This is a genomic window from Bradyrhizobium sp. USDA 4341, assembly GCF_054063755.1.
On the sequence record NZ_JBSSGO010000002.1, the window covers coordinates 1,664,459 to 1,690,237 of the forward strand.

Consider the following 25,779-nt stretch of genomic DNA (forward strand, 5'->3'; position numbering starts at 1 on the left):
CTGAACTCAGGCTTGCCGCGGACTGTGTCCGCATGAGGGCGTTGCACGTCGCGGAAACGCTACTTCTTGTCGTCCGCCAGCAACGCGCGGTATTTCGCGACGTCGCGGGTCACGAGTTGCTGCAGCACTTCGGGTGCGAGCTCATCGGCGTCAGGCGCAACGGTCGACAGCTCGACGAAGCGCTTCTTCACTGCCTCGCTCGCGACCGCGGTGCGCGCGGCGGCGTTGAGCTTGGCGATGATCTCAGGCGGGGTGCCCTTCGGCGCGAACAGGCCGTTCCAGCCCTGCGCCTCGAACTCGGCTAGGCCGGCCTCGGCCGAGGTCGGCAGGTTCGGCAGCGAGGCGAGTCGCACGGTCGAGCCGACCACGACCGCCTTCACCAGTTTGTCGTCGATCGCCTGCGACACCGACGCGGCCGCATCGCAGACGCCGTCGATCTGGCTGCCGATCGCGTCCGTCAGCGCGAGCGCCGCGCCACGATAGCCGACCAGCTGCACGTCGATCCCGGCGGCATGCACGAAGCTCTTGCAGATCAAATAGTTCGACGAGCCGACGCCGGCATGGCCGAGATTGACCTTGCCCGGATTCTTCTTGGCGTAGTCGATGAATTCCTTGAGGTCCTTGGCCGGAAAATCCTTGCGCAGCGCGACGATGCCGAACGTCTTTGCGACCACGGCGATCGGCGCGAAGGAGTCGGGCGTGAACGACAGCTTTGGATAGATCGTGTAGGTCGCGGCATTGGTGCCGGCGTTGCCGATCGCGATCGTGTAGCCGTCCGGCTCGGCACGCGCGGCGCGGGTCAGCGCGGTCGAGCCGCCGGCGCCGCCGACATTCTCGATGATGATGGTCTGGCCGAGCGCAGCGCTCATCTGGTCGGCCACTGCGCGGGCGATCACATCCGAGGTGCCGCCGGCCGTGAACGGCACGATCATCGTGATCGGACGCTTCGGGAAGTCCAGCTTCGAGGTATCTTGGGCGTTGGCCGCCGTCGCAAGCAGCAGGACCGCGGCTGTCGCCACGGCAAGGCACCTTCCAAACATGGTGGTTACGCCGCCTTGTCGAACTGCTGGACCAGCCCTGCGAACAGGCCGCGGCCGTCGGTGCAGCCCATGATCTCTTCGACGTGGTTTTCCGGATGCGGCATCATGCCGAGCACGTTGCCGCGCTCGTTGACGATGCCGGCGATCGAATGCGCGGCGCCGTTGAAGTTGGAGGTCTCGTCGACCACGCCCTCGGCGGAGCAGTAGCGATACAGCACCCGCCCGTCGCCCTCGAGCCGCTTCAGCGTCTCCTCGTCCGCCTCGTAATTGCCCTCGCCATGCGCGACCGGCACGCGGATCACCTGGCCGGCATTGTAGCCGCGGGTGAACGGCGTGTCGGAGCGTTCGATTCGCATATGCACGTCGCGGCAGACGAATTTCAGCCCGGCATTGCGCATCAGCACGCCCGGCAACAGCCCGGACTCGCAGAGGATCTGAAATCCGTTGCAGACGCCGAGCACCAGCCCGCCCGAGGCTGCGAAGTCGCGCACCGCGTCCATCACGGGCGCGCGGGCCGCGATCGCGCCACAGCGCAGATAGTCGCCATAGGAGAAGCCGCCGGGCACCACCACGAGGTCGGTGCCCTTGGGCAGCGCGGTCTCGGCGTGCCAGACCATCGCGGTCTCATTGCCGGATGCAAGCTTGAGCGCGCGGGCCATGTCGCGCTCGCGGTTGATGCCGGGGAAGACGAGGACGGCTGATTTCATTGCATCACCTGGTTTTGGGTGCCAGCACGAGCTTAACTGCGGCGGCAAACTTCGCGTAATTGTCGTTGCTGGCCTTTTCGTCACGCGCCGAGCTGATCAGGCTGGCGGAGCCTTGTCCGGCAAGCAGCAAGCCGCTGACCTGATACTCGCTTGCGCCGTTGGCTGTCACGGTCAGGCGCCGTGCCTTGAACATGCGCGGCCCCGCGGTGCCCTTGTCGCCATCAACGCCGAGCAGCGTAATGCGCTGCCCCGGCGTCCGCTGCTCCAGCGCCTTGATGATCTGCTCCTGCCCCTCGCGGAACTGGTCGAGCGTCATCTGTTTTCCGCCGGTATAATACCGGTAGCTCACCTTGGAGCCCGCACCGCAGGACGACTGCGCGCAGCGGAACATATGCACATCGGAGCCGCGGCGCTCGTAGCTCCACCCGCTGACCGTGAACGGCGGCTGCGTCGTCGCGGCAGGCGCGGCAGGCGCCGGCAACGGTGCCGGTGCCGGTTGAGCCGAGGCCCCGCCGATTCCAGCTGCGGTCAGCAAGCCGACCAAAAGCGCTCCGACGAAGATTCGGTCACGGCGAGCAGCGGCGGGAGCGGCTGTTATCATTTGGCGCGCTCGCTAGCTCAGAACCTCGACCCGGTAATTCTCGATGACGGTATTGGCCAGCAGCTTGTCGGCGGCGGCCTTCAGCGCCGCCTCCGCCTTGGCCTTGTCGGTCGCGGCGAGCTCGATGTCGAACACCTTGCCCTGGCGAACGCTGGCGACGCCGTCGACGCCGAGCGATTTCAGCGCGCCCTCGATCGCCTTGCCCTGCGGATCGAGGATGCCCGACTTCAATGTCACAGTCACACGTGCCTTCACGGTCGCCCCTTAAGCTTAGCTCTTCACCAGCACCGGGCCGCTGCCGGCCGGCCGCTCGTTCTCGATCAGAATGCCGAGCCGCTTCGCGACCTCGGTGTAGGCCTCAAGCAGGCCACCCAGATCCCGGCGGAAACGGTCCTTGTCGAGCTTCTCGTTCGACTTGATGTCCCACAGCCGGCAGGAGTCAGGCGAGATCTCGTCGGCGACGATGATCCGCATCATTTCGTTCTCGAACAGCCGCCCGCACTCCATCTTGAAGTCGACGAGGCGGATGCCGATCCCGAGGAAGAGACCGGTCAGGAAGTCGTTGACGCGAATGGCGAGCGCCATGATGTCATCGATCTCCTGCGGCGTGGCCCAGCCGAAGGCGGTGATGTGCTCTTCCGACACCATGGGGTCGTTGAGCTGGTCGTTCTTGTAGTAGAACTCGATAATCGAGCGCGGCAGCTGGGTGCCCTCCTCGATCCCGAGCCGCTGCGACAGCGAGCCGGCGGCGACGTTCCGCACCACCACCTCGAGCGGCACGATCTCGACCTCGCGAATCAGCTGCTCGCGCATGTTGAGGCGGCGGATGAAGTGGGTCGGCACCCCGATGTCATTGAGGTGCTGAAACAGGTACTCCGAAATCCGGTTGTTGAGGACGCCCTTGCCCTCGATCACCTGGTGTTTCTTGGCGTTGAACGCGGTCGCGTCGTCCTTGAAGTGCTGGATCAGGGTTCCCGGCTCGGGGCCTTCGTAAAGCACCTTGGCCTTGCCTTCATAAATACGGCGTCGACGGCTCATTGGGATGTACCGTGTTTTGTTGAAATCCATGGATTTGGGTGCTCCGGATGACTTGGGGTTACGACCCACGACGGAGCTGCCGCGGAGGCCTGGAACCTGGGCAATCCAACTGGAAACAGAACAAGAACCATGCCTGTTGGCAACCTATCCGATTGGCCCATCCAGCACAATCGATAGTGCCCCCTTCGGGGCACTTATACCGCGCTATCAAAAGGGCCCGATTCCGCCTGTTTTGCCTGCGGCTTAACGGCTCGTTGTCTTGCCGATTCCTCCCCCCTATCTAGGCAGGCATCGGGGCTGCCGCAACGAGCAGCAGCCCACCATTCAGCAGGGGATTGGAACTTCGGCCATGAACGAATTCACCAAGCGCGAGGAAGGTTTCGAGAAGAAGTTCGCCCTCGACGAGGAGCAGAAGTTCAAGGCCGAAGCGCGCCGAAACAAGCTGCTCGGGCTGTGGGCCGCCGAGAAGCTCGGGATCACGGGCGATGCCGCCAACGCCTATGCCAAGGAAGTGGTGGCCGCCGACTTCGAGGAAGCCGGCGACAATGACGTCCTGCACAAGGTTCTGAGGGACCTCACCGCCAAGGGCCAGGCCGTCACCCAGCGCGATGTCCGCGCCAAGATGGACGAACTGCTGGCCGTGGCGGCGGCCCAGGTCAAAGCTGGAACTTGAAGGCGGGGCGTAAGTCCCCGCGACAGCGATTCCCGGCATCTATTTCAACGTGATCTGCATGCTGATCGAGCCGTTCACGTTGAAGCCTTCCTGCTGCTGGCCGTATTGCCGGGCGACGTTGATATTGACGTTGATCGATTCGAGCCGGCAATCCTTCGCGATCACCTCGCGCAACAGGTCGCATTCGTGCGCCGCCATTTCATAGACGGTGCGGCGGGCGCGGTCGCGCAGCTTCTGCGCCTCCTCGCCGTCACCGCTCGGCCCCGGCAGGAACAGGTTGACGTTGCTTTGGACGCGGACCGTCCCTTCCTGGCGGATCGGAACGGGCTGCTCGATCAGGGTGACGCGACCGCCCGGAGTCTGAGGGAAAGCGGGAGCCGTCAGGAGCAGCAGGCTGATGGCCGTTGCAGACAGGCGTGTCATCGAGGTCATGGCGGATCCTTGCACCGAGGGAACGTGACGGGTTTCTAACCACCTCCGGTTGCAACAAGACAAACCGCGGCCGGCAAAAACCCCGATGCCGCTTCATCGCCGGTTAACGGTGACGCTGTGGCGACGGATGGCGCGGCTTCGCGGCCGATTCCACCTTGCTGAAGTCAGTGCGGATGATGTCAAGCAGGCGGCGCGACGCGGCGCTGAGGAAGCCGCCATGCCGCGTCACGGCGACGACCTCGTGACTTGCGGTGAGATTGCCGACGCGGATCGTCGCGATCGAGGAGGCGCGCAGCTCCTCCGCCGCGTTGCTCCGTGACAGCAGGGCGATCCCGAGCCCGGCCTCGACCAGCCGCTTCTGCGCCGTGAGGCTGTCGACCGGCGTCCAGGCGACCTCGCCGAGCCCGTGCGTCAGGAACAGGGCGAATACATGCGAGGCGGTGATCTCGCGCCGTCCGGGCACCTCGGGAAAGGCGATCCAGCGCTCGTCCCTGAGATCGGCGAGACGGCCGACCCGGCGTCCCGCCAGCGGATGGTCCGGCGCGCAGACCACCCCGAGCGGCTCGGCGAACAGCACCTCGCAATCGAGGTCGCCCGAGCGGTCGCGGTCGTAGCGCAGCCCGATCGTCGCCTCGCCGCGCCGGATCAGATCGCTGACCTCGGCACTGGTCGCGGTGCGCAGCGTCAGCGCGACATCCGGATGCCGGCGGGCAAAGCGCTTCAGCACCTTCGAGAGCCGCTCGCCCGCAAGCGTGCCGGTCACCGCCAACGCCACCGGGCCGGAATTGTCGCGCAGCAGCGCGCGCACCGCATTCTCGGCGTCCTGCGCCGCCGCCACCGCGCGTTCGGCATAGGGCACCATCACCCGCCCCGCATCGCTCAATCTGGTCTTGCCCGCGATCCGCTCGAACAACGGCACGCCGAGCTCCTGCTCGAGCAGCGCGATGCGCCTTGAGATCGCCGGCTGCGAACGATGCAGCGCCTTCGCGGCGTTCGAGATTCCGCCGCGGCGATGCACCACCAGGAACGTGTTGAGTGCGTCGCTGTCCATTCCTCACCTCATGCAAAAAACTGATGATATCGAGAGAAATAACAAATTTGTCTGATGACCGAAACCGCCCTATCGCTGGGCCAGTCGCTTTTTCCAATCGTCAGGAGTTCATATGCGCACCCAGGCAGACAAGGCAGCACGGTTTCGGGAACTGCATCAGCGCCCCGGCGCCTTCATCATCCCGAATCCCTGGGATGCCGGCACGGCGAAGCTGCTCGCGGCGATGGGTTTCGAGGCGCTCGCGACCACCAGCCTCGGGCTCGCCAACACGCTTGGCAGCGCGACCGTCAGCCTCGATGCCATCATCGAGAACTGCCGAGTGATCGCCGATGCCACCGACCTGCCGGTCAACGCCGATCTGGAGAACTGCGGCGCAGATGATCCGAAGACCGCGGCAAAGGCGATCACCCGCGCCGCCGAAGCCGGCGTCGTTGGCGGCTCGATCGAGGACTCGACCGGCAATCCGCAGCGCCCGATCTACGACTTCTCGCTCGCGGTGGAGCGGGTTCAGGCCGCCGTCGAGGCCGCGCGGGCGCTGCCGTTCCCATTCACGCTGACCGCCCGCGCGGAGAACTTCCTGTACGGCCGCAAGGATCTCGACGACACGATCAAGCGGCTGCAGGCGTTCGAGGCCGCCGGCGCCGACGTGCTGTATTCGCCTGGTCTGTATGACATCGGCACCATCAAGACCGTGGTCTCGGCCGTGAAGCGGCCGTTCAATCTCGTAATGGGCTTTGCCGATCCGACCTTGACGGTCGAGCAACTCTCCGCCGCCGGCGTCAAGCGCATCAGCGTTGGTGGCGCGATGGAGCGTCACGCGCTGGCCGCGTTCCTGCGTTGTGCCCGCGAGATGAAGGATCAGGGCGCGTTCAGTTTCGTGCGCGACATGGCGCCGGTGAAGGAGATAAGGGATATGTTTGCAGCTGGTCAGGCATGACCTAACCGCCGACGGTCATCGCAGGGGCGCTGGCGGCGAGCCGTTGGCCGGCGCGAAGCAGGCCGGCGCCGCCCCGGATCGCCTGAGGCGGCGACTGCAATAATCTGGTATGGTAGCGCCAACACCGCAAGTCCGGCCAAGGCGCTGTCAGACCTGACGATTCATCACAGGTCGCGACTTGCAGCCAGCCTCGGGCAATGCCAAGAGAGCGGGATCATGTCCCAGGATCACATTTCCAACGTTCTCGCTGAACGTTATGCCTCACCCGCCATGCGCGCCATCTGGAGTGGCGAGGGCAAGGTTCGCCTCGAACGCGACTACTGGATCGCCGTGCTGAAGGGCCAGCGCGATCTCGGGATTCCGGTTCCGGACGGCGTGATCGAAAGCTATGAGCGCGTGAAGGACCAGATCAACCTGGCCTCCATCATGCAGCGCGAGCGCGTCACCCGCCACGACGTCAAGGCGCGCATCGAGGAGTTCTGCGATCTGGCCGGCCATGAGCACCTGCACAAGGGCATGACCAGCCGCGACCTCACGGAGAACGTGGAGCAATTGCAGGTCTACCGCGCGCTGCAGCTGGTCGAGACCAAGAGTATAGCCGCGCTGATTCGGTTTGCGAAGCGCGCCCAGCAGTTGCGCGACATCCCGTTCACCGCACGCACCCACAACGTGGCCGCGCAAGTCACGACGCTCGGCAAGCGCATCGCCATGTCAGGCGAGGAAATGCTGCTGGCGCATCAGAACCTGATCAATATGCTGCAGACCTACCCCGCGCGCGGCCTGAAAGGCGCAGTCGGCACCCGTCTCGACCAGATCACCCTGTTCAATGGCGATGCCGGCAAGGCGCGCGCGCTCGAGGAGCGCATCCTCGTTCACCTCGGTCTGCCGAAAGCGCTCGACGCCGTCGGCCAGGTGTATCCACGCAGCCTCGACTTCCGTGCGGTCAGCGTGCTCACCGAGCTCGCCAGCGGTCCCGGCAACTTCGCCAAGACCATCCGCCTGATGGCGGGCCACGAGCTCGCCAGCGAAGGCTTTGCCAAGGGCCAGGTGGGTTCCTCGGCGATGCCGCACAAGATGAACAGCCGCTCCTGCGAGCGCATCAATGGCCTGCATGTGATCCTGAAGGGCTATCTCGCCATGGCCGCCGGGCTCGCCGGCGATCAGTGGAACGAGGGTGACGTCTCCTGCTCCGTCGTCCGCCGCGTCATGCTGCCCGATGCCTTCCTCGCCACCGACGGCCTGCTCGAGACCTTGCTCACCGTGCTCGATCAGATGGAGGTGTTCGAAGCCGTCGTCGAGACCGAGCTCAACCGCTATTTGCCCTTCCTGCTGACCACCACGGTGATGATGGAAGCGGTGAAGAAGGGCGCCGGTCGTGAAGGCGCACACGAGGCGATCAAGGAGCACGCCGTCGCCGCCATCGGCGACCTGCGCACCGGCAAGATCGTGCAGAACGATCTGCTGCAGCGTCTCGCCGCCGATCAGCGGCTTGGCTTGAGCGAAGCCGAATTGCAGCTCGTGCTCGACCAGGGTCGCGCCAACTCCGGCGACGCCGGCGCCCAGGTCGATTTCTTCGCCGAGCAGGTCGAGGCGCTCGCCCGCGCCAAGCCGGAAGCCGCGAGCTACACGCCGGGTACGATTCTGTGAGGTCATTCGCTACGGGCGAGTAGCGATTCCATTCGCTACTCGCCATTCGCGCGGTCTCACTCCTCCTTGAAGCCGTATTCCGGCACGTTGCCGCTGGCGCCGTAATATTTGTAGGGCAGGAACTTGCCCGACATCGTGATCTTGACGCGATCGCCCTTCGGATTCGCGACACGCTCCATCGCCATGTCGAAGTCGATCGCCGACATGATGCCATCGCCGAACTCCTCCTCGATCAGCGCCTTCCACGCCGGGCCGTTCACCATCACCATCTCGTAGAAGCGGTAGATCAGCGGATCGGTCGGCGGCATCGGCGTGCCGGCGCCGCGCATCGGCACCTCGTTGAGCATGGCGGTCTCGGCCTTCGACAGCCCGAACAGCTCGCCGGCATTCGCCGCCTGCGGTTTTGTCAGCTTCATCTGGCCGAGGATCGCGCCAACGATCAGCACTTCGGAATAGCCTCCGATCTTCTCGCAGATATGCTTCCAGCTCCAGCCCTTCTCGCGCTTGATGTCGAGCAGCTTCTCGGTGAGGTCTTCGCGTTTCATGGGGTTTCCTCCTTCGGTTCAGCGCGCAACGCTCTGCGCGGGATTGGGTTCAACGACGCGCGGCGGCGAGACGATCACCGGCTCGCCGACACCGGGCCGCACCGTCGGCACGTGGCGCGGATCGTGATCGGTCACCTCAGCGGCAAAGCTCTTGCTGCGGCTCACCAGGAAATCGACGATATGGTTGCGCAGCGCATAGTAATAGGGATGACGGTGCAGGTCGATGCGGCCGCGCTCCTTCGGCAGCGGGTTCTCGACGATCTCGGCCAGCACCGCGCCGGGCCCGTTGGTCATCAGGAAGATCTTGTCGGCGAGGAAGATCGCCTCATCCACGTCGTGGGTGATCATGAAGGTGGTCTGCCCGGTCTCCAGGCAGATGCGCCGCACCTCGTCCTGCAGCGTGCCGCGGGTCAACGCGTCCAGCGCCGAGAACGGCTCGTCCATCAGCATGATCTTCGGGGTGATCGACAGTGCCCGCGCAATGCCGACGCGCTGCTTCATGCCGCCCGACAGCTCCGACGGATGCTTGTGCTCGGAGCCGGTCAGCCCGACGAGATCGATGAATTTCTGCGCGTGGGCCCTGACCCGGGCGCGGTCCCATTTGCGCCATTTCGAGCTCACGGCATAGCCGACATTGCCGAGCACCGTGCGCCACGGCAGCAGCGCATGGCTCTGGAAGATCACGGCGCGGTCGAGGCTGGTGCCCTCGATGCCCTGCCCGTCGACGATGACAGTCCCCTCGCTCGGCTCGTCGAGCCCGGCGAGGATGTTCAGCACCGTGGTCTTGCCGCAGCCGGAATGACCGATCACGCAGCCGAACTCGCCGCGCGTCATCGACAGCCAGAAGTCCTCGAACACAGTGGTGGTGACGCCGCCGGCGCCGGGATAACGCCGGGCGATTCCCTCGATGGAGATGAACTTGTCGGTCATCGCTACTCCGGAAACGTCACCATGCGCGTGAAGCGCGCCAGCACCTGGTCGAGCAGCATGCCGACGAGGCCGATCAGAAGGATTGCGATGATCACATTGGTGATCGACAGATTATTCCACTCGTTCCAGACGAAGTAGCCGATGCCGGTGCCGCCGACGAGCATCTCGGCAGCGACGATCACGAGCCAGGCGATCCCGATCGATATCCGCATGCCCGTGAGGATCGTCGGCGCCGCCGCCGGCAGGATCACGGTGAAGGCGCGCCTGATCGTGCCGACCTCGAGCGTCCGCGCGACGTTGATCCACTCCTTGCGCACGCCGGCGACGCCGAACGCGGTGTTGAGCAGCATCGGCCACACCGAGCAGATGAAGATCACGAAGATCGCCGAGATCGAGGAGTCCTTGATGGTGTAGAGCGCGAGCGGCATCCAGGCCAGCGGCGAGATCGGCTTCAGCAGCTGGATGAAGGGATCGAGCGCCTTGCTGATCAAAGGCGACATCCCGATCATGAAGCCGAGCGGGATCGCGACGACGACCGCGATGAGATAGCCGAGCCCGACGCGCCCGATCGAATAGGCGAGCTGGATGCCGAGCCCCTTGTCGTTCGGCCCGTTGTCGTAGAACGGCCGCTTCAGGTGCTCCCACAGCTTGGCACCGACATCGAGCGGCCCGGGCATCGCCGACTTGCCCTGCGTCGCGGTCAGCCCCATCAGCTTGGCGTATTCGGGGCTCATGGCCGCCGTTGTGCCGCTGCTGCGGGTCGCGAGGTGCCAGGCGCCGAGAAAGGCGACAAGCAGCGCAAGCGAGACGATGGCGGCGCGGAGACGGAGGGAGAGCGTCATGTGCGTTCCCTCCCCGCGTCGTCCCTGCGAAAGCCGGGACCCATAACCACCGGCCCCAATTGTTGCGCTGAGTGTCTCCCCGCGCGCCTAACCGAGAGAGTACGGCGTATGGGTCCCGGCCTTCGCCGGGACGACGTGGATAGGTAGGAGCGCCCCCTCACGACGACTTCCTGATCTTGAAGCTCGCGAGATAATCGTCGGGCTTGGCCGGATCGAAAGTCTTGCCCATCACCGAGAACGACTTGTAGGAACTCGTCGGCGGCGTGAGCCCCATCTCGGCCATCACCTTTTTCGTGTCGGTGGCGAGATAGACCTGCTCGGCGACCGCCTTGTAGTCGACGTCGCCCTTGATCTGGCCCCAGCGCTTCATCTGCGTCAGCATCCACACCGCAAAGGACTGCCAAGGGAACGGATCGAAGTCGACGCGCTTCGGATCGGTCTTCACGCCGCCGAGGCCGTCGGCATAGGTGCCGGTCAGGACCTGCTCCAGCACCGTCACCGGCGCGTTGATGTAGTTGGCCGGCGCGATCGCCTCCGCGATCTGCTTGCGGTTCTCGGCCTTCGCAGCAAAGCCGGTGGCGTCCACGATCGCGCGGGTCAGCGCCGCGAAGGAGTTCGGCGCCGTCGTGATGAATTCGCGGCTCGCGGCAAAGCTGCAGCAGGGATGACCGTCCCAGATCTCCTTGGACAGGATGTGCAGGAAGCCGACACCGTCATAGATCGCGCGCTGGCAGATGTTGTCGGGCGCGAGGAAGCCGTCGATGTTGTCGGCGCGCAGATTGGCGACCATTTCCGGCGGCGGCACCGAGCGGAGCTGCACGTCGGTATCCGGATCGAGCCCGTGCTCGGCGAGATAATAGCGCAGCAGATAGTTGTGCATGGAGTAGTCGAACGGAATGGCGAACTTCATGCCTTTCCAATCCTTCGGATCGCGCTTGTCCTTGTGCTTGATGGCAAGCGTGATGCCCTGCCCGTTGATGTTCTCGATCGCGGGCACGGTGAAGGGTATGGCGTTCGCGCCAAGCCCGAGCGAAATCGCGATCGGCATCGGCGCCAGCATGTGGGCAGCGTCGTATTCCTTGTTGATGGTCTTGTCGCGAATGACAGCCCAGCCGGCGGTCTTCACCACCTCGACGTTGAGGCCCTGCCTGGCATAGAAGCCGAGCGGCGCCGCCATGATGATCGGTGTGGCGCAGGTGATCGGGATGAAGCCGACCTTGAGGTCCTTCTTCTCCGGCGGTCCGGCGTCGGCGAACGCCTCCGTCGCCGTCTTCAGCGGGAAGAACTGCGACAGCGCAGCAAGCGCGGTCGCAGCGCCAACCGATTTCAGGAAGGCGCGGCGCGCGACATCCTGCGGAAACACGGCCCGCATCACCGCCGACGCGACGATGCCTTCGTAGCGCTTCTGCTCGCTGAGATCGGCGACCGGCTCGCAGCGCAGCGTGCGCGCGGCATGCTCATGCTCGGAGGTTGAGCGATGCCGGCCGCAGGCGCAGCCGGATCGCACGAGCGCGCGGTCGGCGTCGAAGGGATCATCTGACGTGGACATGCTGCGCCCCATTGTCGCACCGAACCACGGAGAGCTCCGCGATCCGGTGCATTGATCGGCGTCCGGCCGCGTTTTGCGCCGCCGGACGCCAACAAACATGCAGGTTCTATGCCGCCTTGTCCGTGACGACGGCCGCGGTCGGCAGACCCTCATCGATCGGCAGCGCCGGGTCGCGCGACCACTCGTTCCATGAGCCGAAGTACATCCGCACGTCCTTCACGCCGGCGTTCTTCAGGGCCAGGAAGGTGTTCGAGGCGCGCGCGCCCTTGAAGCAGTAGAGATAGACCGGCGTGGTCTGCGAGATGCCGACGGTGGCGCATTCCGCCAGGATCTCGTCCTTCGACTTGAAGCGCTGACCTTCGCCGGTCGGCTTCATCATCCGGTACCATTCCAGCCAGACGGCGCCGGGGATGCGGCCCTTGCGCGGGCAAAAATCCTTGCCGTAGGGCGAGGAGCTCTCGCCGATCCACTCGTCGACGTCACGCACGTCGAGGATCGCGACGCCGGGCTTGCCGACCGCGGCCAGCATCGCCTTGGCGTCGATCATGATGTCGCCGGCCTCCGGAACAATCGCAAAGGAGGCCTTCGGCGGCACCGCAACGTCGGTGGTGACTGGCAGATCGGCGGCTTTCCAGGCATCGAAGCCGCCATGCAGCACCTTCACCTTGGGATAGCCGAGCATCGTCAGCAGGTAATAGCCGCGGCAGGACTGGCCGAAGCCGGAATTCATCGACTGCTCGTAGATCACGGCGGTCTCCTTGCCGGAGAGACCGGCGGCGCCGAACGCGTCGGCGAACTTGGTCTTCAGCTCGTGGATGCCTTCCGGCGTCGAGGTCGCAAGGAACGTGAAGATGTCATGCACATTGACGGCGCCCGGCAGATGGCCGGCCGCATAGGCATCCGGATTCCGCGTGTCGATGATGACACATGGTTCTTTCTTGACGAGCTCGGCAAGTTCGCCGGCGGTGATCAGAACGTCCGTCATGGCTCTCTCCTGTTTGTGGTTGCAGTTGTGGTGGTCCCGAACTCTCCTCACCCGTCCGCCAGCATCTTGCGCAGCTGCTTGGTGGCAGGCGTGACGATGGCGACGAAATAGGCCTCGCGCAGCCTGCGCTGGGCGCGATGGCTCATCAGATAGCCGCGCGCGCCGCAATGGAGCATCGCCGCATGCGCGAACGCGACGCTGGCATCGCCGATCCGCAGGCGCAGCGCGACGACGCGGCGCCAATAGCTGTCATCGGTGTTGTAGGGATCGCTTGCCAGCGTCATCGCCTCCTTCTCGAACTCGGCATAGAGCTCGCGGAATTGCAGCGGCTGCTGCGGCAGATAGCGGTTGACGTGACCGAGCGGCGCATGGACTTCGTCCATGATGTTGATGCAATCCTTCATCAGCCCGAGGCCCATGCCGGCCTGCAGCAGGATGAAGCCGGCGCGGATCTTCTTGACGAACGGCGCAGCCGGCTCGGCGAGGATCAGCTCGTCCGGCACGAACACGTCGCGGAACTGGACGCCGTAGGTGCCGGTGCCGTCCATCGCCAGGAACGGCTTGCACGGCGTCAGCGTGATCGCGGGGTCGGAGCAATCGGCAAGGAACATCACGGTGCTGCCCGGCTCGCCCTTTGTGCCCTCGTCCTCGCGCTCGAAGATCGTGCCGAAGTAATGGTCGGGGCCGAGATTGGACACCCAGGGCAGCGCGCCGCGGACGATGTAGCCGCCATCGACCTTGCGGCCCTTCAGCTTCAGCCGCTCGATGCCGAAGAAGCTCTTCATCGGGTTGGAGAGCCCGGTGCCGCCGAGCGCACGCCCGCTGGAGAAGCAATTGCCGAAGCGCGCGGCGAGCTTCATGTTGGTGGAGTTCGCGACGTACCAGACCAGCGTGTTCTGGCACCACGCCATAAAAGCGGTGGCGCCGCAGACTTCGCCGAGCGCGGCCATCGACTGGATCGCCCAGCGCAGGTCGGCAGGCCCCTCCTGCGGCACGTGGCTGCTCCACGCGCCGACCTTGCCGAGTCGGCGCAGGAATTCGCCGGGATAGACCGAGCCGGCATCGATCGCGGATGCGAGCGGTGCCAGCTCCTGACGGGCGAGGCGCGCGACCTCGTCCGTGATGGTCGGTGCGGGATCTTGAGCTGCGACCCGCGATAATGCCAGTGAACCCATGGTTGGTCTCCGCACCTGGAATTGCCGATCGAGCGCCTAGGCGCCGACCTCGAGATTGACGGGGCGCGTGAAGGTGTTGGCGACTGGCGACCACTTCTTCACATGCGCCACCAACGCGTCGATCTCGGTCTGCGGGACGCCCTCGCATTCCATGTCGACCTTGACGCGGACATCGGTGAAGCCGACCGGCTTCTCGCTGACGTCGCCGGTGCCCCACACCGCGGTGATGTTGAGATCGCCTTCGAGCTCGAGCTCGAGCTTGTTGACGATCCAGCCGCGATGCACGGCGTTGGCGTGCAGGCCGACCGCAAGGCAGGAGCCGAGCGCGGCGAGCGAGGCCTCGGAGGGATTGGGCGCGGTGTCGTCGCCGAGCAGGCCCGGCGGTTCGTCGACGATGTAGGGCGCGAGGTTGCGGATGTAGTTGGCATGACGGAACTTGCCCTCGGCCACCGTCCTGCACTTCAAGGTCTTGATGACCTTCGGGTTGGCCTTGCCGTTGGCAATGAGCTGCTCGAGCCCGCCTCTGTCGATCGGCGCGAGGCAGCCGGTCAGTGCGGTTTTTTGAGCGACAGCGGTCATCAGTTTTCTCCCTGGGAGCGATGGATTGGGTCAGGATACCGAACGGTCTGTTTCCTGCACGAAGCGTGCCAGTCCCGCCCCAAATCAAAAGGCGAAATCCCGCAAACGCTTAGCTGTGCCTGCCTGCGGATTGATCAGGGCGCGGCTGCTCAAACGCGGTGCATCTGCCGCGCCGCAGCGATTATTTTGAGCGCAGGACGGCGCACATGCCCGTCCCCGTGAAGATGCGGCTTGATGATTTCGCCGCGCTCCGATTTACTGCCGCGCATGGCCAAATCGCTTGCGAAGAAAAAACCTGCCGCGGCGTCCACCGCCGGCGACGACGAATCGGCGCGCGGGCGCCTGCTGAATGCGGCGACGCATCTGTTCTGCAAGAACGGCATCAACGCCACCGGCATCGATGCGATCATCGACGAGGCCGGAACCGCCAAGACCACGCTCTACAAGCTGTTCGGCTCGAAGACCAACCTTGTTCATGCCGTGCTGGAAAGCGAAGGCAAGCAGTGGCGTGAGTGGTTCATCGGCGCGATCGAGGCCGGCGGCGGCGATCCGCAGACCAAGCTGGCACGGATCTTCCCCGCCCTGAAGTCCTGGTTCGCCGAGGAACGCTTCTACGGCTGCCCCTTCATCAACGCGGTCGCCGAGCACGACAAGGACGCCAAGCAGTTCCGCAACATCGCGCTGAAGCACAAGAAGGTGGTGCTGGCGCATATCGAGAAGCTAGCCGGCGAGATGGGCGCGACTGAGCCGGCCGTGCTCGCGCATCAGCTCGCGCTGTTGATCGACGGCGCCATCGTCGCCGCCATGTGTGTCATGTGACCCCACGGTCGCCGACACCGCGGGCCTCGCCGCAAGCAATCTGTTCGCGCCGGCCAAGCTGAAGAAGGCGAAGCGCACGGGCCGCGCGGACGAACTCATGGCAGTCTAGGCGCCGCGATAGAGCGACGCCCTCGATCACCTCGTTGCCCGCCTTGATCGGCACGCCCGCCCGAAAATCAACCGCCGGCCGAATGGACCGTCGCGACCAACGGTCGCATCGCTGCCGCCGGCATCGGTATTCAGCGGCACGATCGCCCGCCAGATTTACCTGTCGTCAATCACACGGCGCGATCCGCCGCGGCCTTAAACGCCTGTTAGCTCCGACCGGGTCAGTTGCCACGTGAAAGTACGGGGCAAGAACAATGCAGTCCGAAAAAGGACGATACAGCCAGCCGCGCTGGGGCGTGACGCGCTGGCTCGCCGATGCGGGTCCGGGCGTACCCGACGACATCCGCTCGGCGCTGATCGGGGATCTCTATGGCTCGCTGCCGGTGTTCGCAGCCGGCGCGGTCAATACGGTCGCCGTCGCAGCCGTGATTGCGATCCGCGAACCGACCACGCCGTTCATCGCCTGGGTCATCCTCGAACTCGTCATCTGCCTCTCGCGACTGGCAGTGCTCGTGGCTGCGCATCGCGCGGCACGCGAAGGGCGGCCGACGCCGACCGATCCGCACCTCGTCCTTGCGGTCGCCTGGAGCGCCAGCGTCGGCTTCGGCATCCTGATCAGCCTTGCAAGCGGCGACTGGGTGGTTGCGATGCTGGCCTCGCTGTCGGCGGCGGCGATGGTCGGCGGCATCTGCTTCCGCAACTTCAGCGCCCCCCGCCTTGCCGGCACCATGATCCTGCTCAGCCTCGGCCCGATCGTGCCCGGCGCGGCATTGGCCGGCGAGCCGCTGCTGTTCATCGTGTTCCTGCAGGTGCCGATGTATCTCGCGGCGATGTCGGTCGCGGCCTTCCGCCTCAACAAGATGCTGATCGCAACCATGCGCGCCGAGCGCGAGAACGGCCATCTTGCCCATCACGACACCCTGACCGGCCTGCGCAATCGCGCCGGTTTCGTCGCTGCGCTGAACACGAAGCTGGCGGCTCCGGCCGGAAATGGCAAGCCGTTCGCGCTGCTGTTCCTCGACCTCGACAGTTTCAAGCCGATCAACGACACCTACGGCCATGCGGCCGGCGACCAGGTGCTGATGCTAGCCGCCGAGCGGCTGCGGCGCGCTCTGCCCGAGACCGCGGTGATCGCGCGGCTCGGCGGCGATGAATTCGTGGTGCTGGCGAACGGCGTCACCGCGGAGCAGGCGCTCGGGATCGGCCAGCGCATCATCCAGGCTGTCACGATGCCCTACCGGCTGGCCGACGGCATCTTCGCCAAGGTCGGCGTCAGCGTCGGTGTCGCCGTGTCGCCCGAGCACGGCACCGAGGCCGAGGAGCTCCTGGCCGTTACCGATGCCGCGCTCTATGAAGCCAAATCCGACGGCAAGGCACAGTGCCGCCTGGCGTCCGTCGCCACCAATGTCGCGGCGCTGCGCCGGCTGACGAAAATGGACCCCACGCCGGCTCTCGATCGCGGTGCCGCCTGAGACGAAATCCGGCAGGACCGTGGCGCAGCGATCGGCAAACGCCGTCAGTGTCTGGTGTCGAGCTTGTGAAGCTCGGCATTGGCTGGCGCCCACTCAAAGTAGATCCTCGGGCATCCGTCCGCGGCGAGGCGAAGCAGCCGCACCGCTTCGTCCGTCGCACCTTTCGCCAGCGCCAGCTCACCACCATAGAAATGCGCTTCGCAAAGCTGCCCTCTCACCTTGACCGGATTGGCATCGTCGGCGGCTTTAATAACCGCCTCCAGCGTTGTGGCGCCGAGGAACAAGCGAACGATCGGCGCCGGCCATTGCGACTGGTCGAGCCGCCCGGAGGCCTCATCAAGTCCGCTTGGTTGGCCGGTCTTCTGGCGCACGAGGTCGAGCCATAGCAGTGTGTAAACATCCTTCCGATCGAGCTCGCTGGCGCGGACGAACTCGTCGTGCGCTTCCGACAGGAGCCCGCCTTGAAAGTAGGCGCTCCCCGCCCAGCGATGAAGTTGAGGATCGTTCGGGGTCAGCTCGATCGCCTGTTTGATGTTGGATAATCCCAGTTCGAGGTCGCCGCGAGCGCGAAGGATGCTGGCGCGACCAACATAAGGCAGGGGATTTTTTGGATTGAAACGGATAGCTTGATTGAAGTCGTCCAATGCGAGCTCGATGTCGCCCTTGATAATGTGAGCGTGTCCGCGGCAAATGAGGCCCACCCCCGCCCCGCGTTCTGGGCTGATCTCGATCGCACGATTGCAGTCAGCTATGGCCCGATCGGGCTCGTCCTTGAGATTGTAGGCGCGCCCGCGGCCGACATACGCAGCCACATTGTCGGGATGGGTTAGAAGGGCTCGGCCGTAGTCGTCGATCGCGCTGTCAACATCCTTCTTGATCAAGTGGGCGCCAGCCCGTCCCAGGTATGCGTAGGTGTCTTTTGGAGCGAGTTCTATGGCTCGACCGTAGTCGGCAAGCGCCCTATCGACCTCGCCCTTCCGTTTATACGCCCACGCCCTGCGGAGAAGGGAGATCTGATTGTTCGGATCGCGCTCGATGACGAAATTGTAGTCCTCGATTGCCCGATCAACGTCGCCCTTATCAAGATAGAGCGCGGCGCGTCGAAAATGCGCGGAGATCGCCTCTTGCAAATTGGTCGACATCGCGTCGATCAACGCAGTGCAACCTGCGATGCGATCATCCAGGCTGATATTCCCGGCCACGGTGCACTTGGCCGGCAGGAGAAGTTGTGCACGAGCAGCCGGAATCGGCGCCAGCAGCACACCAAGCGCGATCATCATCGCCTTGGCGACGAATGCACGTTTTACCCGTTCTGTCACTTTGTCCCCCACGCCCACTGGGAGACTAGTAGCAAAGCCCCTGCCCGCAACACAACCTTTCGTTGCCTGTGCCACAACGGCGCGCCGGCGACGGTATTGGCACGATGTTGCCTACAGATCGAAATTCGTCGGCAGCATCACGACGTCGCGGATGGTCATGCCGCGCGGCCGGGTCAGCATGAACATTACGACCTCGGCGACCTCGCTCGCTTCCAGCAGGCTGCCCGCCGCCTTGGCCTCCTGCAGCTTCTCCGCCGGCCAGTCCGCGAGCAGCGCGCTGATCACGGGCCCGGGCGAGATCGAGCCGACGCGGATGCCGTGCTTGAACACCTGGCGCCGCACCGTCTGGACGAAGCAGTTGATCGCCCATTTCGACGACGCATAGACCGGCTCCCACTGCGTCGGGAAATGCGCGGCAAGCGAGCTCGTCACGATGATGTCGCCGGTCCCGCGCGCGATCATGTGCGGCAGCACGTCGTGCACGTTCTTCATCACGACGTTGACGTTGAGGTTCAGCATCCGGTCGATCGCGCCGGTATCGGCATCGACGAGGTCGCCGCCGACATAGATCCCCGCATTGGCGTGCAGGATGTCGAGCTGGCCGGCCTTCTCGAGGATTTTTGGCAGCAGGCTCGCGCAGGCCTTCGGATCGAGCAGGTCGATGACCAGCGGGATCACCGCATCACCGTGCCTGCTGGCGAGCGCTTGCAGCGCGGCTACGTCGCGGTCGACCATCACCACGCGCGCGCCCGCGGCCAGCATCGCCTCGCTGCTCGCAAGTCCAATGCCTGACGCCGCCCCGGTCACGGCTGCGATCTTGCCTTCCAATTGCTTCGCCATCGTCTCCACCCTGTCCGGTCAGTGCGGCACGCATGGCAACACATCGCGGCCGCGATGTCAGCTTACCATGCGATGAACGGCGGCGCGCATGTCTGTCACATGCGGAGCATCGGCGGTCGCGTGGCGAAGCGGCGACGCAGCCATTTTGCCGCCGGCCCCGCCGGCCGCTGCTTGTGCCAGACCACTTCCAGCGCGACGGGATGCGCGCCCTCGTCGAATTCCAGTTCGGGAATTGCCAGTTCGTCGGCAACCTGCGAGCTCGCCATGATGTGCGCCGGGATCAGCGCCCAGCCGACGCCCTGCTTGAGGATTTGCAGGATCACCCAGTGGCTCTCCACCCACCACACCTCCGCGGCGACACGCAGCCGGTGCCGCTCGGTGCCTTCGTTGCGCACCGTGACCATGATCTGGCGATGCCGCTTGAGCTCCTCCCAATCCACCCGCCCACGCGCCAGCGGATGGTTCTTGCCGCAGACGAGCTGCAGCGGCACCCAGCCGATGGTCTTGAAGCCGAGTTCGGGCGGCAGATGCTCCTGCCGCCACATCACGCCGACATCGGCCTTGCCGTCGAGCACGAGACGGCTGACGTCCTCCATGATCGGAAACAACAGCTCCACTTCGACATGGGGAAAGCGCTTGGCGAATTCCGCAAACAGCTCCCCGACCGCGCTCTCCGGATAGAGCTCGTCGATCGCCGCCACCAGGCGCTTCTCGACATGCGCCTCGAAACTGCTGGCGACGCCGATCAGGTGTTCGCGGCGATCGAGGATCAATCTTGCTTCCGGCAACAGCCGCACACCGGCTTCGGTGAGCACCGGGTTGCGGCCGGTCCGGTCGAACAGCGCAATCCCGAGGTCCGTCTCAAGATTGGCGACGTGGGTGCTGACCGCCGATTGCGCCTTCTTCAGCAGCCGTGCCGCGCCGGAGAACGAGCCCTGCTCGGCGGCCGCCACGAAGGATTCGAGCTGGTCCATGGAAACGGCCATCTATCTCTTTTCCAGATATTATCTAACTTTGTAATCCCACAATATCAGATAGAAACCCGGTCACAACGACAGAAAGGGTTTCAAAATGTCCATGCGTTCCTTCTCCGACCGGATCAGGCACGCAGTCCTGTTCGAACTGATCGGTATCGCCATCTTCACGCCGGCAGCCGCCTGGCTGTTCAATCAGCCGGTGGCCCATATGGGCGTCATCGGTGTCGTCTCGGCGACGGTGGCGACGATCTGGAACTTGCTGTTCAATCTCGGCTTCGACCACGCGCTGGCCCGCGTCACCGGCCGTGTCGCCAAGACGATACCGATCCGCTTCGCGCACGCGATGCTGTTCGAGGCCGGCCTGATCGTGCTGCTGATCCCGTTCGTCGCCTGGTATCTCGGCATCTCGCTGTGGGCCGCGCTGATGATGGATATCTCGATCGTCGCGTTCTATCTGGTCTACGCGTTCGTCTTCAACATCGCTTACGATCGCGTGTTTCCGGTGCGCGAGCTCAGCCCGCACGGTCACACGGCAAGCCGGGCCCTGCCGGCCTGATCGGTACTCGGCGTGGCGCTTCGGATCATGTGATCTGTCGCGCCGCGCCGGACCCTGACACCGCAGCAATATTCCTGATGGTAGCGACTGCGCACAAGTTCCGCTGCGCAGCGCTCATACACTGGTTTGATCCGGCTTGAGCGCTGTACGATGCTTGAAGCCGACATGCCCGTCAGAGGCTGCCAAAACGGCCAACAAGAAGAAGCGGAGGATTACTTTGACAACGAACCGTTCACCCCAGTTCACCCGCCGTCATCTCATCAAGGGCGCTGCCGCCGCGTCGGCCACGCTGCTGCTCGGCAAGCCTGCGATTGCCAAAGGCAAGACCGAGATCGTGATCGGAAACATCGACGCCTATTCCGGACCGGCCGCGGTCTATTCGTCGATCGGCCGCACGCCCGGTGGCTATTTCAAGATGATCAACGAGCAAGGCGGCATCAACGGCCGCATGATCAGGTACATCACCTATGACGACGCCTACAGCCCGGCCAAGACCGTCGAGCAGGCGCGCAAGCTGGTCGAGGGCGACGAGATCGATGTGCTGTTTGCGCCGCTCGGTGCGCCCACCAATGCCGCGATCATGAAATACATGAACCAGAAGAAGGTCCCGCACCTCTTCATCGCCTCGGGCGCCACCAAATTCGGCGACTACAAGAATTTCCCGTACACGATGGGTTTCCAGCCCTGCTACCAGATCGAGGGCCGGGCCTTCGCGCAACATGTCTTGTCGACACAGAGTGATCCCAAGATCGGCATCGTCTACCAGAACGACGATTTCGGACGCGACGTGCTCAAGGGCTTCAAGGACGGACTTGGCGCGAAGGCGTCAGCAATCGTCGCCGAGTTGTCCTATGAGACCGCCGACCCGACCATCGACAGCCAGGTGGTCCGCTGCAAATCCGCCGGTGCCAACGTGTTCATGAGCATGACCACGCCGAAATTCGCCGCGCAAGGCATCAAGAAGATCGCCGAGCTTGGCTGGCAGCCGGCGCATTACATCGGCAACAACGCCTCCTCCGCAGGTTCGACACTGAAGGCCGCGGGCTTCGACGTGTCCAAGGGGATCATTTCCAGCGCCTATTTGAAGGATCCCGTCGACGCCGCCTGGGACAGCGATCCCGCCATTCAGAAATGGCGCGCCTTCCTCGACAAATACGATCCGGCGGCGGCCAAGAACGACATCTACGCGGTCACCGGCTATCTCACCAGCCAGATCCTGGTTCAGGTGCTCAAGCAATGCGGCGACGACGTCTCGCCCGAAAGCATCATGAAGCAGGCGGCGAACCTCAGGGATGTCGAATCCGACATGCTGCTGCCGGGCATCAAGATCAACACCTCGCCGACCGACTACTATCCGCTCGAGCAACTGCAACTGACGCGCTTCAGCGGCGAACGCTACGAGCCGATGGGACCGGTGATCGACGGCGGCATTTCGAAGGCATGATCGTCCACGGCGTTCCGCGAAAACCGGCGCGGCGTACGCGAACCGTCTCGCAGTTGCCATCTGCCGCTCATCGGCCGATGATGCGCGAAACGGAGCCGAACCAACCGGGAGGAAGTGAATGCGTGGACGCCGTGTGCTGATGGAATCGTTCGTGTCGCACGGCGTGCGTCATATCTTCGGCAATCCCGGCACGACGGAAACGCCGCTGCTCGACAGCCTGCCGGCATTTCCGCAACTCGAATACATCATGGCGCTGCATGAAGGCGTCGCAGTCAGCGCAGCCAGCTTCTACGCGCAGGCATCGGGCCGCGTCACCGTTGCCAACCTGCACGTCGCTCCCGGTCTTGGCAACGGTATCGGTTCGCTCTATGGCGCGCTGAAAGCGAATTCGCCCGTGGTCGTGACGGCGGGTCAGCAGGACACGCGCATACGGCTCAACAATCCGCTCCTCGGCCACGACCTCGCTGCGATGGCAGCACCGGTGACAAAGTGGAGCGTTCAGATCGAGCGCGCCGACGAGATCGCACCAATCATGCGACGCGCGTTCAAGGTGGCGACCGATGCGCCGCAGGGGCCGGTGTTCGTATCGCTCCCGATCGACGTCCTGGAACAGGAGACCGCGATCGATGCATCGACGCCGGACAATTTGTGGCGGTCGACACGCCCCGATCCGGCAGGTATCGAAGCGCTGGTCGCGCGGCTTCTGAAGTCACACAATCCGGCCATCATCGCCGGCGACGACGTCGCGAGATCGGGCGGCGAGCAGGCGTTGGTCGCGCTTGCGGAAACGATCGGTGCGACGGTGTGGTTCGAAGGGCTGCGGCATCACGCGTCCTTCCCGACCGGCCACCCGAGCTATCGTCAGTCGCTCCCCGGCGACGCCCGGCAGGTACGGAAGGTGCTCGGCGATACCGATCTCGTGCTGCTGATCGGCGGTCCCTTCTTCGAGGACATCTGGTTCGCGCCTGATGGCCACATTCCCCACGGCGCGTCCGTGCTCCAGATCGAAGCCTCGGCTGAACGTCTCGCGCTCAACAATCGGCTCGATGCCGGCATCGTCGGTGACATCGCGGTCAGCCTCGGCGCATTGACGGACGCGTTGCGCGCCAAGGCGAGCGCGGACTTCAGGCAGGCTGCGCAAGACCGCAATGCTGCGCTGGCCGAACTGCAGGCGAAAGAAACGGAAGCCTATCGCGCGCGCGTCGAGAAGAGCTGGAACCGCGAGCCGAGCTCCATGCCGCGCGTCACCGCGGAACTGCGTCGCGGGCTGCCTGATGATGTGGTCATCGTCGATGAGAGCATCACGGCGAGCCTGGATCTCGCGCGCGCCTTCGACTATCGCGGCTTCGGCGATTATTTCAGCGGACGTGGCGGCGGCATCGGCCAGGGTCTTGCCGGCGCCATCGGCGTCAAGGTCGCGATGCCGGACCGTCCCGTTGTCGCGATCTCCGGCGACGGCTCGGCGATGTATGCGATCCAGGCGCTGTGGACTGCCGCGCACCACAAGCTTGCGATCGTGTTCGTGGTGCTCGCGAACCGCGAGTACCGCATTCTCAAGCATAATGTGGACGTCTGGCGACAGAACTTCGAAGCCGGCACCCAGCATCCCTATCAGAACATGGATATCACCGGTCCCGCGCTCGACTTCGTGCATCTCGCGGCCGGCATGGGCGTCGAGGCGGTCAGGGTTGAGAAGGCGGACGACATCGCTGGCGCAGTCGCAAAGGCTGCCGCGGCGCAGCGTCCGTACCTCGTCGAGATTGCGATCGAAGGAAAGCGCTAGAGGAGCTTCTGATGGCAGGCATTCTGGACGGCAAGGCTGCGTTGGTGACGGGCGGCGGCTCGGGCATCGGTCGGGCAACAGCGATTGCCATGGCGCGCGAAGGCGCGCGCGTCGCGGTGTCCGACCTGTCAAAGGACGGAATCGAACAGACAGTCGCGCTCATCAACGCCGCAGGCGGCCAGTCGATCGCGATCCAGGGCGACGTCACCGACGAGGCTGACATCGCCAACATGGTGGCACGCACGGTGTCGGCGTTTGGGCGCATCGATTGCGCGTTCAACAATGCCGGCGTGGCCGGGCGCTCCGTCGGCCCGCCCGGCCAACGCATCCATGAGCTCACGCAGCCCTCGGTGGCGAAGATGTTTTCGGTGAATCTGATGGGCGTGTTCCTGTGCCTGAAATACGAGGTCGCGCAGATGCTGAGGCAGGGCGGCGGCGGCGCGATCGTCAACACCGCCTCGATCGCCGGGCTGGTCGGCCTTGCCACGTCGGGCCACTACGTCGCGGCCAAGCATGGTGTCGTCGGCCTGACCAAGTCTGCGGCGATCGAATACGCCCAGGACGGCATCCGAGTGAATTGCGTCAATCCCGGATACATCAAGACGCCGATGACCAAGGAGACGATGGACGAACGTTACGACGAGATCATCGCCAAGGTGCCCGCACGTCGCCTGGGCGTGCCCGAGGAAATCGCGGAGGCCGTGGTCTGGATGTGCTCGGACAAGGCATCCTTCATGACAGGCGCATCGCAGGTGGTCGACGGCGGCTACAGCGCCGCCTGAGGTGCGCTTCAGCGGGGCGCGTCGCGGCTTTCAGGCTATTCCTTTGGCGGCACCGTGCGCAGATAGGCGACGATGGCGTCGAGATCGGCAGCCGACACAGTGGCGTAGTAATGGAAGCCCATCGGCGGATTGAGCTTGCTGCCGTCCTTGCTGACGCCCTGAGTGATCGCGCGTTTGATCTCGTCGTCAGTCCAACCGCCAATGCCTTGTTGGTCTTGCTGGAGCTGATGTTCCGCGAAACCGAGACGCCCCAGGGTCCCGTAAACTTGCCGCCGCCAGCGCCCATGCTGGTGGCAAATTCTCGCCCTTGCGGCCCCATCGGGGTATGGCACTCCATACAGTGTGCAATCGTGACGAGGTAGAATCCTTGCTGCACCTTGTCGCTCAACACCGCTTCGGTGTACGGGCTTTCACCGCCCGGGGGAACAGGATGTTCTTGTGCCATCTTGTAGACCGGCTCCGGCACCGCATTCCTGATCGGCTTGATCGTGCGCAGATAAGCGATCACCGCATCGAGATCGCGATCGGTCATGATCTCGTAGAAGCCGCTCGGCATGATCATGGCGACCCGCGCGCCGTTGCGCTTGACGCCCTTGCGCAGCAGTTGCCGGAGTTCGGCGTCGGTGTAATTGCCGATGCCGGTTTCCTTGTCTTGCGTGATGTTCGAGGCCGTGACCTTGAACGGTGGCTGATCCCATGACGCGCCGCCCGAAAAAGCCTTGTCCCTGATCTCGCCTGACGGTCCCTTCGGGGTATGGCAATTGCCGCAGGTCAGGATGCCGTTGACCAGGTAATCACCGCGCGCGACCAATTCCGATTGTGCGCTGACCGGGCTGCTCAATACCGCACCGATAACGAGCGCTAGCGATCCGATACGGATCATGACGACGCCTCCAATCAATTAAATATGGCGATAGAACTCTGATCAATTTCTGGCTTCAAAGAAGT

At 64.4% G+C, this 25,779-nt stretch carries 26 protein-coding genes and 1 pseudogene; 9 read left to right on the forward strand and 18 right to left on the reverse strand.

Going from position 1 to position 25,779, the window contains the following annotated elements:
* Positions 1-59: 59 nt before the first annotated feature.
* Genes ACVIGB_RS13910 through purC form a run of 5 tightly spaced genes read right to left on the reverse strand, consistent with a single transcriptional unit; the run spans position 60 to position 3,386 of the window.
* On the reverse strand, positions 60-1,040 hold the full coding sequence (locus ACVIGB_RS13910) for a tripartite tricarboxylate transporter substrate-binding protein (protein ID WP_456722275.1): 981 nt from the start codon (positions 1,038-1,040) through the stop codon (positions 60-62).
* 5 nt (positions 1,041-1,045) lie between these two features.
* Positions 1,046-1,747, reverse strand: coding sequence for a phosphoribosylformylglycinamidine synthase subunit PurQ (gene purQ, locus ACVIGB_RS13915; protein ID WP_092115316.1), 702 nt, complete (start codon positions 1,745-1,747; stop codon positions 1,046-1,048).
* 4 nt (positions 1,748-1,751) lie between these two features.
* Positions 1,752-2,348, reverse strand: coding sequence for a hypothetical protein (locus tag ACVIGB_RS13920; protein ID WP_456722274.1), 597 nt, complete (start codon positions 2,346-2,348; stop codon positions 1,752-1,754).
* A gap of 12 nt (positions 2,349-2,360) precedes the next feature.
* Positions 2,361-2,603 carry a phosphoribosylformylglycinamidine synthase subunit PurS gene (purS, locus tag ACVIGB_RS13925; RefSeq protein ID WP_029083848.1) on the reverse strand — a complete coding sequence of 81 codons (243 nt, stop codon included), beginning with the start codon at positions 2,601-2,603 and terminating at the stop codon, positions 2,361-2,363.
* Between the two features lie 15 nt (positions 2,604-2,618).
* Entirely contained in the window at positions 2,619-3,386 is a 768-nt protein-coding gene (gene purC / locus ACVIGB_RS13930; RefSeq protein WP_016843454.1) for a phosphoribosylaminoimidazolesuccinocarboxamide synthase, read from the reverse strand.
* Positions 3,387-3,735: 349 nt separating this feature from the next.
* Here purC and ACVIGB_RS13935 point away from each other — a divergent pair, with 349 nt between their 5' ends.
* A complete protein-coding gene (locus ACVIGB_RS13935) occupies positions 3,736-4,059 on the forward strand; it encodes a DUF1476 domain-containing protein (protein ID WP_456722273.1) in 324 nt (107 codons plus the stop codon).
* A gap of 39 nt (positions 4,060-4,098) precedes the next feature.
* On the opposite strand, the gene ACVIGB_RS13940 is transcribed toward ACVIGB_RS13935, so the two are convergent.
* The gene (locus tag ACVIGB_RS13940) at positions 4,099-4,491 is read right to left on the reverse strand and encodes a hypothetical protein (protein ID WP_456722272.1); all 393 of its coding nucleotides are present in this window, start codon (positions 4,489-4,491) and stop codon (positions 4,099-4,101) included.
* 103 nt (positions 4,492-4,594) lie between these two features.
* Positions 4,595-5,542, reverse strand: a complete 948-nt coding sequence (locus ACVIGB_RS13945; RefSeq protein ID WP_456722271.1) for a LysR family transcriptional regulator — start codon at positions 5,540-5,542, stop codon at positions 4,595-4,597.
* A gap of 112 nt (positions 5,543-5,654) precedes the next feature.
* On the opposite strand from ACVIGB_RS13945, the gene ACVIGB_RS13950 reads away from it, so the two are divergent.
* Positions 5,655-6,479 (forward strand): isocitrate lyase/PEP mutase family protein, encoded by an 825-nt coding sequence (locus tag ACVIGB_RS13950; protein ID WP_456722270.1) that lies wholly within the window; start codon positions 5,655-5,657, stop codon positions 6,477-6,479.
* Positions 6,480-6,695: 216 nt separating this feature from the next.
* Positions 6,696-8,126 carry an adenylosuccinate lyase gene (gene purB / locus ACVIGB_RS13955; RefSeq protein ID WP_456722269.1) on the forward strand — a complete coding sequence of 477 codons (1,431 nt, stop codon included), beginning with the start codon at positions 6,696-6,698 and terminating at the stop codon, positions 8,124-8,126.
* A 56-nt stretch (positions 8,127-8,182) separates the two neighbouring features.
* Here the strand turns inward: purB and cynS are convergent, their stop codons facing one another.
* The 7 genes from cynS to ACVIGB_RS13990 form a co-directional block, all read right to left on the reverse strand.
* On the reverse strand, positions 8,183-8,671 hold the full coding sequence (gene cynS / locus ACVIGB_RS13960; RefSeq protein ID WP_092115321.1) for a cyanase: 489 nt from the start codon (positions 8,669-8,671) through the stop codon (positions 8,183-8,185).
* 18 nt (positions 8,672-8,689) lie between these two features.
* Complete coding sequence (locus tag ACVIGB_RS13965) at positions 8,690-9,601, reverse strand: ABC transporter ATP-binding protein (RefSeq protein ID WP_456722268.1); 912 nt, start codon at positions 9,599-9,601, stop codon at positions 8,690-8,692.
* 2 nt (positions 9,602-9,603) lie between these two features.
* On the reverse strand, positions 9,604-10,443 hold the full coding sequence (gene ntrB / locus ACVIGB_RS13970; RefSeq protein ID WP_456722267.1) for a nitrate ABC transporter permease: 840 nt from the start codon (positions 10,441-10,443) through the stop codon (positions 9,604-9,606).
* Positions 10,444-10,600: 157 nt separating this feature from the next.
* Positions 10,601-11,992, reverse strand: coding sequence for a CmpA/NrtA family ABC transporter substrate-binding protein (locus ACVIGB_RS13975; RefSeq protein WP_456722266.1), 1,392 nt, complete (start codon positions 11,990-11,992; stop codon positions 10,601-10,603).
* A 106-nt stretch (positions 11,993-12,098) separates the two neighbouring features.
* Positions 12,099-12,977 carry a sulfurtransferase gene (locus tag ACVIGB_RS13980; protein ID WP_092115324.1) on the reverse strand — a complete coding sequence of 293 codons (879 nt, stop codon included), beginning with the start codon at positions 12,975-12,977 and terminating at the stop codon, positions 12,099-12,101.
* A 47-nt stretch (positions 12,978-13,024) separates the two neighbouring features.
* Entirely contained in the window at positions 13,025-14,152 is a 1,128-nt protein-coding gene (locus tag ACVIGB_RS13985) for an acyl-CoA dehydrogenase family protein (RefSeq protein WP_456722265.1), read from the reverse strand.
* A 36-nt stretch (positions 14,153-14,188) separates the two neighbouring features.
* Positions 14,189-14,731, reverse strand: coding sequence for an OsmC family protein (locus tag ACVIGB_RS13990; RefSeq protein ID WP_456722264.1), 543 nt, complete (start codon positions 14,729-14,731; stop codon positions 14,189-14,191).
* A 267-nt stretch (positions 14,732-14,998) separates the two neighbouring features.
* Between ACVIGB_RS13990 and ACVIGB_RS13995 the strand changes: the two are divergent.
* Positions 14,999-15,659, forward strand: a pseudogene (locus ACVIGB_RS13995) (TetR/AcrR family transcriptional regulator).
* Between the two features lie 253 nt (positions 15,660-15,912).
* The gene (locus ACVIGB_RS14000) at positions 15,913-17,130 is read left to right on the forward strand and encodes a diguanylate cyclase domain-containing protein (RefSeq protein ID WP_456722263.1); all 1,218 of its coding nucleotides are present in this window, start codon (positions 15,913-15,915) and stop codon (positions 17,128-17,130) included.
* Between the two features lie 44 nt (positions 17,131-17,174).
* On the opposite strand, the gene ACVIGB_RS14005 is transcribed toward ACVIGB_RS14000, so the two are convergent.
* The 3 genes from ACVIGB_RS14005 to ACVIGB_RS14015 all read right to left on the reverse strand — a co-directional run bounded on the left by ACVIGB_RS14005 (position 17,175) and on the right by ACVIGB_RS14015 (position 20,275).
* A complete protein-coding gene (locus ACVIGB_RS14005; RefSeq protein ID WP_456722262.1) occupies positions 17,175-18,449 on the reverse strand; it encodes a tetratricopeptide repeat protein in 1,275 nt (424 codons plus the stop codon).
* Between the two features lie 111 nt (positions 18,450-18,560).
* Positions 18,561-19,289: an SDR family oxidoreductase gene (locus ACVIGB_RS14010; RefSeq protein WP_456722261.1), complete on the reverse strand. Its 729-nt coding sequence runs from the start codon at positions 19,287-19,289 to the stop codon at positions 18,561-18,563.
* 95 nt (positions 19,290-19,384) lie between these two features.
* Positions 19,385-20,275 (reverse strand): LysR family transcriptional regulator, encoded by an 891-nt coding sequence (locus ACVIGB_RS14015; RefSeq protein WP_456722260.1) that lies wholly within the window; start codon positions 20,273-20,275, stop codon positions 19,385-19,387.
* Positions 20,276-20,360: 85 nt separating this feature from the next.
* Here ACVIGB_RS14015 and ACVIGB_RS14020 point away from each other — a divergent pair, with 85 nt between their 5' ends.
* The 4 genes from ACVIGB_RS14020 to ACVIGB_RS14035 all read left to right on the forward strand — a co-directional run bounded on the left by ACVIGB_RS14020 (position 20,361) and on the right by ACVIGB_RS14035 (position 24,831).
* Complete coding sequence (locus ACVIGB_RS14020) at positions 20,361-20,822, forward strand: PACE efflux transporter (RefSeq protein WP_456722259.1); 462 nt, start codon at positions 20,361-20,363, stop codon at positions 20,820-20,822.
* Positions 20,823-21,039: 217 nt separating this feature from the next.
* Positions 21,040-22,266, forward strand: coding sequence for an ABC transporter substrate-binding protein (locus ACVIGB_RS14025; RefSeq protein WP_456722258.1), 1,227 nt, complete (start codon positions 21,040-21,042; stop codon positions 22,264-22,266).
* A gap of 118 nt (positions 22,267-22,384) precedes the next feature.
* On the forward strand, positions 22,385-24,049 hold the full coding sequence (locus ACVIGB_RS14030) for a thiamine pyrophosphate-binding protein (protein ID WP_456722257.1): 1,665 nt from the start codon (positions 22,385-22,387) through the stop codon (positions 24,047-24,049).
* 11 nt (positions 24,050-24,060) lie between these two features.
* The gene (locus tag ACVIGB_RS14035; protein WP_176530295.1) at positions 24,061-24,831 is read left to right on the forward strand and encodes an SDR family NAD(P)-dependent oxidoreductase; all 771 of its coding nucleotides are present in this window, start codon (positions 24,061-24,063) and stop codon (positions 24,829-24,831) included.
* Here ACVIGB_RS14035 and ACVIGB_RS14040 read toward each other — a convergent pair.
* Positions 24,782-25,714: a c-type cytochrome gene (locus ACVIGB_RS14040; protein WP_456749147.1), complete on the reverse strand. Its 933-nt coding sequence runs from the start codon at positions 25,712-25,714 to the stop codon at positions 24,782-24,784. The two genes, ACVIGB_RS14035 and ACVIGB_RS14040, sit on opposite strands and share 50 nt — an antisense overlap.
* Positions 25,715-25,779 lie beyond the last annotated feature (65 nt).